Raw genomic sequence first — 8,812 nt, 5'->3', positions numbered from 1 at the left:
AACAACTAGATACAAAAATTTTTGCCTAGTTCTAGCGTAATTTTCTTAACGTTAAATAGACCCCGTATATAAGCAGATTGGTATAACAATCGGCACAACTAAACGGTAACTGCATAATATGGACTTTTTAACACAAACCTTAAGTGGTTTTACAGCAATGTCGCATTGGGAATATATTGCGGTAGGGTTGTCGATGGCTTATTTATTATTAGCAATAAAAGAAAGCTTATGGTGTTGGCCAGCGGCATTTTTTAGCACGCTCATTTATACAATAATGTACTGGAATGGCGCATTGCTTATGGAGTCATTACTTAATTTTTATTATATGTATATGGCTGTATTTGGCTGGGTTGTATGGCGTAAAGGCAAGGCTGCAAATTTAAATATTACATCGTGGTCGATAAACCGTCATGCTGTTTTAATTAGTTTAACAACCGTAGCTGCAATAGGTATTGGTTACGTTATGCAAAACTATACTCATGCCGATTTTGCTTATCTTGATAGCTTTACAACGTGTTTTGCCGTAGTAACTACTTACTTAGTGGCTAAAAAAGTCCTCGAAAACTGGCTGTACTGGATTGTAATAGATGCTGCTTCTATGTATTTATATTACGAAAAAGGCTATTACCCAACGCTAGCACTCTTTATATTTTATACCATTATGGCAGCGTGGGGCTTTAAAACCTGGTACGAAGAGTACGAACAAAGCCAAGCTAAGCCTCTAGCACAGCTTTAATCAATGATTGAGCATACTCAGTTAGTAAAAATGTGTAGTGCGTTTATAGAGCCCACAAGCATTGTTTCAAGCGAGCGATTACTTAATGGCTTTAGTAACGATAATTTTTTAATACGTACCGAGCAACAAGGGTATTTATTAAAGTGTTATAAAAGCCATTGGCCAAGTGACGGCCTTGAAGCGCAGCGCTTTTTAAGTGAGCTTAATATATGTCCTGCGCCTATTTGGCTTGATAAAGAAAATGGTCGTGCGGTATTTAATTATATTGAAGGCAAGAGCGGGCAATCGGATATAACGCTTAGCTTTATTAATAAACTTGCTCAAGTGCACAATTACAAAGTGTCTACCGCGCCAATGGATATAGCTAAAGAGCTTCATTTTTATCAAAACACCGGCGTATATACGCAATATAAACCTCAAATAGAGAAGGCACTCAAAGCAGTTGCAGCTATGTCATTTAATGCAGGTTTTTGTCATAACGACTTAGTAAAAGACAACATTATTGTAAATGCTTCAGGCATGTATTTAATTGACTTTGAATATGCACAAACTAACGATGTGTATTTTGATTTGGCAGCCCTTGCAGTGAGCTTTAATCTTAATGAGAGCAGTGAAACAGCGTTATTAAATAGCTATAAAAATAGCGTTGATAAAACAAAAACGTTTAATCCTTCAATGGATAAGCTGAATTACTATAAGCTGTTTTTTTTAGTGTTATGTATTGGCTGGTATGAAGAGCGCAGCATAACTAGTAAATCTGTAATGTTACGCGCGCAGCTAACTAAACTCGTTAATAATACTTTTTTATAGATGTTAAAGACCACCAAAGCGCTCGGCGAGCTCTTTGTATTTTGTTACTTCGGCTGTATCAAATTGTGGTTCACCATTTTCATCTTCTGATTTAGCAATTAATAAACTTTCTCTAGAGAGACGTTTTACACGCTCTACTTTTACACCTAAAAACTCAGCAACTTGCTCAGTAGACATTAAACTCATCATTATTTCCTCGTATTAAATCCATCCGCACAGCGACAATCATAGTTTCAATGTTACTAAACCGTTACTGTTTCCTATTCAATAAGAATAAATAGCGTGTTTTTAAGCCATTGTGAAGTGTTTTATTTAAAAGAGTTTAATTAATAAGCATATAAGCTGATGTTACTGGTATTTATTTAAAGATCTCTTTATCATTGCTGATGCTAAAGCACTGATATCGCGAGTTGGTGTGGCGGCAACAAATGTGCTCTCGTGGTGAAATGGATATCACGTGGCCCTCCGGAGGCTGAGTTGTAGGTTCGATCCCTACCGAGAGCGCCATTTGCTTTTACATCTACTAATATTCCTTTCTATATTATCTAGCTTCTCATTAATTACTTTTGTATTTAAAAATGTATTACTGCATAAATTTTGAAATTTTATTGTAAGAACAGCTTTCTAGTTATTTATACAATGCAAAATTGCATTATTCAAAATGTTATCTAACGTTATGTATGCATATACGACGAAATTATAAATGAGGAAAACCGATTCAATGTTAAATAGTCAGTTAGAAATACTCGCTCAAGGACATGCTTATCTTGAAAGTGTAACTAAAGAGGATTATTCGCAAATCGTTGCTCCTAATTTCATTAGTTCAGCTGGGTCACATATGCGCCACATTATCGATCATTACCAATCTTTAATAACGGGCTTTGGTATAAATAATATTGATTACGATAGTCGCCTACGCGGCAGTAATATTGAAAGTAACCCCTGTGAAGCTATAAAAAAAATTGCCGAGATAGCATCGTGGATTGAACAGCTAAGTACAGATGATTTTAATAAACCGCTGTTACTTTCAAGCGAAGTATCAATTAAAAGTAAAAATGTACAAACTGTAACAACCTCATTAGCACGAGAGCTTATATTTGTAGGAAGCCATGCAGTACATCACTATGCGATGATTTCACAAATTACCTTTGCACAAAAAGCATCATTCGACCAGAACTTTGGGTTAGCACCAAGTACAGCTACTTTTTTGAGAGAAAAAAGCCAACAAAGCCAATTAAAATCACTGCAAAGTTAATATGTGCACTTTAAGTTACTTCCTAACTGATGATGGCTACGAGTTGTTTTTTAATCGTGATGAACAAAAAACGCGAGAAATGGCACTCGCCCCGAGTAAGCACACAGATAACGCAATTTACCCTATCGATCCGCAAGGCGGTGGTACTTGGCTTGGTGTATCGCATTGGGGGCAAACATTAGCTTTATTAAACGATTATCAAAGTGCATTTGATATAACTGCCGTAAAGCACAGCAGAGGCCTCTTAATCCCGCATTTACTAAGCAATAATACCCCTGCATTGTCTCAATTAAAAAATATGGATTTATCGGGTTACGCGCCTTTTAAATTGTGTATTTTTCCGGATAAATTATCGCTAAATAATGGTCACATCGCTTTTGTTCGATGGGACACAAAACAATTAATCGATTGCCAAGTTGAATCGCTTGCAACGTCGTCTGGCGTTGAGCTAGAAACAGTTACACAAAAGCGTAAACAACAATTTAAGCAACTTATTGACTTAAGATATCCTGCAAGTGAGCAGTTTTTAGCATTTCATTACAGCAAAGCCGAGCAAGGCCAATATGGTGTAAATATGCAAAGAGAAGATGCAATGACAGTCAGTATTAGCCATATTAAAGTTGGTAACACTATACGCTTTAATTATTTTGATAAGCAGTCTCAGCTCATTAGCAGCATTAGTTGTTTAAAAGTGGCTACAGCTTAACTAAATATTTTTATAGCTGTTACATAACTAAAAAAGTCGACGCAATTAATTGCGTCGACTTTTTTGTTGCTCTATTTTCATCTGCTGTATTAATACAGCAGATGAAAATTATGAGTGATTTATATAATCATCTTTTTTATCACCAAGGTAGAGCTTAAGTAGCTTTTCAGGCGCACTTGGTAGGTGCACACTTAAAAGTAATCCAGGGGTGTGATTAAAGTTACTGTCAATTCCCATACAATGAAATTGAGCGCCTAGCTTATGATATTGCTTTAATAAAATCGGTATGTCTTTTTTATCTTCTTCTATTCCCATAACCAATGTTGATACATGATCTATGTTTAACGCGTGATCATTAATGAAGTCTTCAAACTCTGGATGAATTTTATTATTAAAAGGCGTATTGGCGCTAACACCTTGTTTATTATTAACCATAGCATGGTCAATGATTGCGACAGAACGAGGGTCGTAAAGCTTACTTAATGAAACCGTGCCATATAAAGTCCTATAACGTGGGTTATGCGCCATAAACGCACCGATCCCTTTAAATAGCAGTAATAAGCCATGGTAACTGCCTTGATGTTTTTGAACTATAAACGAGCGACCCATTTCCAAGCACGGCTGTTGTTGATTAATAAAAGAGGGTTCAAAATTAAACATTTGCGATAAATAAAGGGCGCTCACGTCGCTATTTTTTTGTAATAAATCAGTTTGTCCAATTCGATAAGCTCCAATAATCTCTTCATTTTTATGATCAAAAATAAATAAATGCATGTAGCTTGCGTCAAACTTATCGGTATCACATGGCTCGCCGCTTCCTTCGTTTAATGTACGAAAGGTTATTTCTCTAAGGCGTGTTATTTCAGCAACACAATTAGGTATTTGATCTTGATAACCGTAATAAACGGAGTAACTTTTGAAGTCTAATAAGTGCTGCTCGCTTGGTAAGCTAGCAAGTTCACTCGTCATTTTTGTTTTATCGACATCCTGCATAATCGCTTTTAGTTGCATTGATTGGGCATCGTCTTGCCAAGGTGTTACAAAGCGTTCATCGTTTAAATAGCAAAGCAGGCGCGCAATATCGTTAATGTCGTCAGTTTTCTCAAATTTATTTAATAACTTGGGTGTAAGTAAATTACCAGCACCTAAATTAATGGACCTTTTTTGAATTTTAAGTAATTCACGTATTAGCATTAATAATCTAAATCGGTAGTAAATACGTCCCAAATTGTAAAACATAGGGCTATTTTGACCACTAATAAACACAGGTAATAAAGGGGCTTGTGTTTTTAAGGCTAGTTGAGCCGCTAAGCGATTCCATTGACCGTCGGTTACACGTTGTTTTTTTGATTGAAAAAACGAAACCCTGCCAGCAGGAAAAACCACAAGTAAACCATCGTTATTTACATGTTTAAAACACTGTTTAATTGCACTGGTATTAATGGCTGCTTTTGGTTTTAGCGGATTGGCAAAAATAAAATAATCTTTAATTTCTGTAAATATTTTTAAACCAACGTTAGCCATTACTTTAGTATCGCTACGATAATGGGTGAGTAATTTGGCAATTATTACGCCCTCAATCATGCCATAAGGATGGTTACATACTACTATGCAAGGGCCTTGCTTAGGTATTTTGTTAATAACACTTTGTGCGCCAAGTACATTAATACCCAATACATTTAAAAGCTTTTCACTAAACTCCTGCTTATCTAAACCCGATAAATTATTAGAGAGGTATATATCACGCAGTTTATTTATACCTAATAAGCTATCGAGCAGTGGAGCGGCTACTTTTAATATATGACCCAAAGGCGAGGCTGTGTTTATTGCAGCCACACTTAGGTTTGATACGGGGTGGTTTAGTTTTGTCATATATTAGTACTCTTAAGAATTTAAAGCAGTTGTTATTAAGTGCTGTGTATATTGAGACCGAGGCAAAACAATATTATGTTCAAGAAAGGTTAATAAAGTTCGCTTTTTTATAATGATTAGATAAATTTTATAACTAAATCACCTGCTTTTTAGTGATAAGCAATTTAGTGTAGTTGAGATGAAAGCGTTTAATTATTAAAAAGTAAAATAATCAGAATTACAGTGCAGCTCTAATAGGGCTGTAAATAATGGTTTTAGTTATATATAACTACTTACAACTCAAAAACTAGACTTTTAGGCTTAATTAATGCTATTTAAGGTACATATTCCTTAATAGAAAAATCCCGCCTTTATGCTAATTACTTTGCCCGTGTCTGAGCTTACTCCTGGTATGTATGTTGATAGCGTTACTAAGCAACATGAAGGGATCAATAGCATAAAAATTAAGACCAGTGGCTTAGTACGCGATAGATCTATTATTAAGCGTTTAGTCTCTGAAGGGGTGCTTGAGCTGCTTATAGATTTTGCTAAAGGCGATGCCCCAGTTCCTGCCAAATATAAGCCTCAAAGCAAACCTAAAACATCTAATAGCCAGCAAAAAGCCGAAAAAACACCTATAGCAATCTCAATTGAACAAGAATTTGCTAAAGCGAGTGTCAATTACGATCAGCATGGCCGAAAGCTACAGTCGTTATACGGTGACTTAACATCTGGCCTGAGTGTTAATATAAAAGTGCTTGATGAAATAGCCAGCGAAATAGTCAGCTCAGTTTTTCGTAACGCCAACGCCATGACTATTCTTACTCGTATAAAAGATAAACACAGCTATAACTGGCGGCATATGATCAACTGCGCCATTTTTACCGCTGTATTTGCTAAATACTTAGGGTACAAAATGGCTGTTGTGCAAGAGCTTGCCATGGGCGCGTTACTTCATGATTTAGGCCAAGCTAAATTACCGCAGGGTATATTTTCAAAGCCAACTAAGGTTACTAATAATGAGCTCTTAGCGATTAAAAAGCATGTAGCGCAAGGTTTGGGTTTAGTTAAAGGCGAGAAGGGTATAACACCCCTTATGCTTGATATGATAGTGAATCATCATGAGCGCTTAGATGGCTCTGGTTATCCGCGAGGCCTACAGGCAGAGAAGTTAAGTCGTCCAGCGCGTATAATGGCAATTGTAGATGTGTACGATGCAATGACTGCCGATAGAATGCATCAAGATGGTGATGAACCAATCAACGCATTGCGGTACTTATTAGCCAATAAGCAATTGTTTGATGGTGAGTTAGTACAACGTTTTATAAAGTGTTTAGGGGTTCATCCGGTAGGAACTATTGTAAAATTAACGAATGAACGTTTAGCCTTAGTGCTTGAAGGGAACGTATTAAATCCTATTAAACCTAAAATTAAGCTATTTTATAATGCTAAGCACAATCATCATGTTACACCGAAAGACATAGATTTAAGTGAGCACACCCAAGAGCTTAAAATACTATCAAGTGTTAAGCCCTTAGATTATCAGATTAATTTGTCTCGCCTGCTAAAAGAGCATTTGCTGAACTAGCCTTACTGCATTGCCTTTTTTTAGTTTGTTTTGCAGAAATAAACGCACCCAAAAAGCAATTTCCCATCAGTGTTAACCATAACAAAGTGCCTAGCTCTACGTGCAATGCAAAACAACACAGCGCTAAAGAGATCAACGCATTTAACATTGCCCCTAACCAATAATGGTTTACGGGGTTATCGCATTGTCCTGCTTGAGTACATGCGCAGTAGTTTGCTTTGTAAAAGCAAAACACACTCGCCCCACAAAATATTAGCCCTGTAATAATAAATAAAATGATCACAGTTTTACTTCCATTGCGATTTTATAATGAGTGTAAGTTGCTACTAATTTCAAGTCAATCTAAATGATAATTAATTACATTTAGAGTGTTTGCTCTAATACCATACTTCTAGTCCGATGAGTTTTAAATTACCGTTAATTTGTCGTTAAAATGTGGTTAAAAATCGGTTTTTTTGCTGTTTTTTGACACTTTCATAGAGTTTTTTACAAAAAATTAAGGTAGTGTAGCAAAGTTTTAAATCCTAATAACAACACACATAGTACCCAGACGGTCAGTTTGGTTAAGGACTCAACAATGAAATTTTCTAAAACTATTATTGCAGCTTCGCTTGCATTTGTTTCAGCTGATAGCTTTGCAGCTGCGTTTCAATTATCAGAGCAAAATGCATCGGGTTTAGGCCGTGCATACGCTGGTGAAGCTTCTATCGCAGACGACGCGTCTGTAGTTGCACGTAACCCTGCACTAATGACTTTATTTAAAGAAAAGCAACTAAGTGTTGCTGCTATTGGTGTAATTCCAGATGTAAGCTTAGAAGGTGAAGGCGCGCCAGCTGGTATTGATCAATCTTCATTAGATGACGATAGCATTGCACCAAGTGCAGTGGTACCAGCAGCTTACTTTACTATGCCTTACAACGATAAAGTATCGATTGGTTTTGGTGCATTTTCTAACTTTGGTTTGTCAACAGACTTTGACGATGACTACTCAGCAGGACAGATTGCTGGTAAAACAGAAATCTTCACCGTTAACTTAAATGCAAGCGTTGCTTATAAAGTTACTGAAAAGTTTAGCTATGGTATTGGCTTAAACGTAATTTACGCTGACGCAACAATAGTGCGTCATGCTGGCTCTGGTTTACCATTTGCTGCAAATAATGAAGTTGTGAACTTGGAAGGTGATGATACAGGTTACGCTTTAAATGTTGGTTTAATGTATCAGCTAGATGATAATAGCCGTTTTGGTTTTAATTATCGTACAGAAACAGATATTACATTCGAAGGTGAATACTCGAATCAAATACCAACAGCTTTTGGTGGATTGAATGGAGCTGAACTACCTGGCTCTGTCGAAATCACACTTCCTGCAATAGCTGAGTTTTCAGGTTCTCATCAGTTAGATGAAAAACTTGGTCTTCATTACAGTATTTTATGGACAGGTTGGAGTAGCTTTGATTCATTAGAAGCACAAGTTACAGCTCCAACTGGCGATAAGTTTAGCGCATTTAATAAAGATGAAAGCTTCTCTGATTCATACCGTTTCGCTGTTGGTTCAGATTACCAATATAACGAAGATTTATTACTTCGTGCTGGTGTAGCATTTGATCAGTCTCCAGTATCACAAGATCACCTGTCGATCTCTATCCCAGATACCGATCGTTTCTGGCTTTCATTCGGTGGTAACTACACAATTGATCAAAACTCTAACGTTGACCTTGGTGTAAGTATTATCCGTGGTAAAACTCAGAACTTTGAAGAAGATGGATTTGAGTTTGAATCAGAAGGTAATGCAGTACTTATTGGTGCTCAGTACAACTACAAGTTTTAATGTAGAAGTGTCTTGTGGTTAATCACAGGGCACAAAAA

General features: G+C 36.5%; 9 protein-coding genes and 1 tRNA gene. 7 read left to right on the top strand and 3 right to left on the bottom strand.

The genetic code is table 11. From position 1 onward, the window contains the following. Nucleotides 1-118: 118 nt before the first annotated feature. Together pnuC and CXF64_RS08115 are read left to right on the top strand one after the other, a co-directional pair. Nucleotides 119-736 carry a nicotinamide riboside transporter PnuC gene (pnuC, locus tag CXF64_RS08120; RefSeq protein ID WP_101216777.1) on the top strand — a complete coding sequence of 206 codons (618 nt, stop codon included), beginning with the start codon at nt 119-121 and terminating at the stop codon, nt 734-736. A gap of 3 nt (nt 737-739) precedes the next feature. Beyond that, complete coding sequence (locus CXF64_RS08115) at nt 740-1,546, top strand: phosphotransferase (RefSeq protein ID WP_101216776.1); 807 nt, start codon at nt 740-742, stop codon at nt 1,544-1,546. Nucleotides 1,547-1,549: 3 nt separating this feature from the next. Here the strand turns inward: CXF64_RS08115 and CXF64_RS08110 are convergent, their stop codons facing one another. Then, nucleotides 1,550-1,732, bottom strand: coding sequence for a hypothetical protein (locus tag CXF64_RS08110; RefSeq protein WP_007587299.1), 183 nt, complete (start codon nt 1,730-1,732; stop codon nt 1,550-1,552). Between the two features lie 246 nt (nt 1,733-1,978). On the opposite strand from CXF64_RS08110, the gene CXF64_RS08105 reads away from it, so the two are divergent. From CXF64_RS08105 to CXF64_RS08095, 3 genes are all read left to right on the top strand, one after another. Next, nucleotides 1,979-2,053: transfer RNA gene (locus CXF64_RS08105), tRNA-Arg, on the top strand. A 214-nt stretch (nt 2,054-2,267) separates the two neighbouring features. Continuing rightward, nucleotides 2,268-2,801: a hypothetical protein gene (locus tag CXF64_RS08100; protein ID WP_101216775.1), complete on the top strand. Its 534-nt coding sequence runs from the start codon at nt 2,268-2,270 to the stop codon at nt 2,799-2,801. 1 nt (nt 2,802) lies between these two features. Then, nucleotides 2,803-3,507: an NRDE family protein gene (locus tag CXF64_RS08095; RefSeq protein WP_101216774.1), complete on the top strand. Its 705-nt coding sequence runs from the start codon at nt 2,803-2,805 to the stop codon at nt 3,505-3,507. A gap of 108 nt (nt 3,508-3,615) precedes the next feature. On the opposite strand, the gene CXF64_RS08090 is transcribed toward CXF64_RS08095, so the two are convergent. Then, nucleotides 3,616-5,379, bottom strand: coding sequence for a lysophospholipid acyltransferase family protein (locus tag CXF64_RS08090; protein ID WP_101216773.1), 1,764 nt, complete (start codon nt 5,377-5,379; stop codon nt 3,616-3,618). 352 nt (nt 5,380-5,731) lie between these two features. Between CXF64_RS08090 and CXF64_RS08085 the strand changes: the two genes are divergently transcribed. Then, complete coding sequence (locus CXF64_RS08085) at nt 5,732-6,946, top strand: HD-GYP domain-containing protein (protein ID WP_007587289.1); 1,215 nt, start codon at nt 5,732-5,734, stop codon at nt 6,944-6,946. Here CXF64_RS08085 and CXF64_RS20945 read toward each other — a convergent pair. Next, nucleotides 6,906-7,229 (bottom strand): hypothetical protein, encoded by a 324-nt coding sequence (locus CXF64_RS20945; protein ID WP_007587288.1) that lies wholly within the window; start codon nt 7,227-7,229, stop codon nt 6,906-6,908. The two genes, CXF64_RS08085 and CXF64_RS20945, sit on opposite strands and share 41 nt — an antisense overlap. Before the next feature lie 294 nt (nt 7,230-7,523). Here CXF64_RS20945 and CXF64_RS08075 point away from each other — a divergent pair, with 294 nt between their 5' ends. After that, the gene (locus CXF64_RS08075; RefSeq protein WP_101216772.1) at nt 7,524-8,774 is read left to right on the top strand and encodes an outer membrane protein transport protein; all 1,251 of its coding nucleotides are present in this window, start codon (nt 7,524-7,526) and stop codon (nt 8,772-8,774) included. Nucleotides 8,775-8,812 lie beyond the last annotated feature (38 nt).

The organism is Pseudoalteromonas sp. GutCa3, from assembly GCF_002836155.1.
Classification (GTDB): domain Bacteria; phylum Pseudomonadota; class Gammaproteobacteria; order Enterobacterales; family Alteromonadaceae; genus Pseudoalteromonas; species Pseudoalteromonas arctica.
Note: the sequence above shows the minus strand (reverse complement) of the source record. Positions and strands in the feature narration are given on the sequence as shown.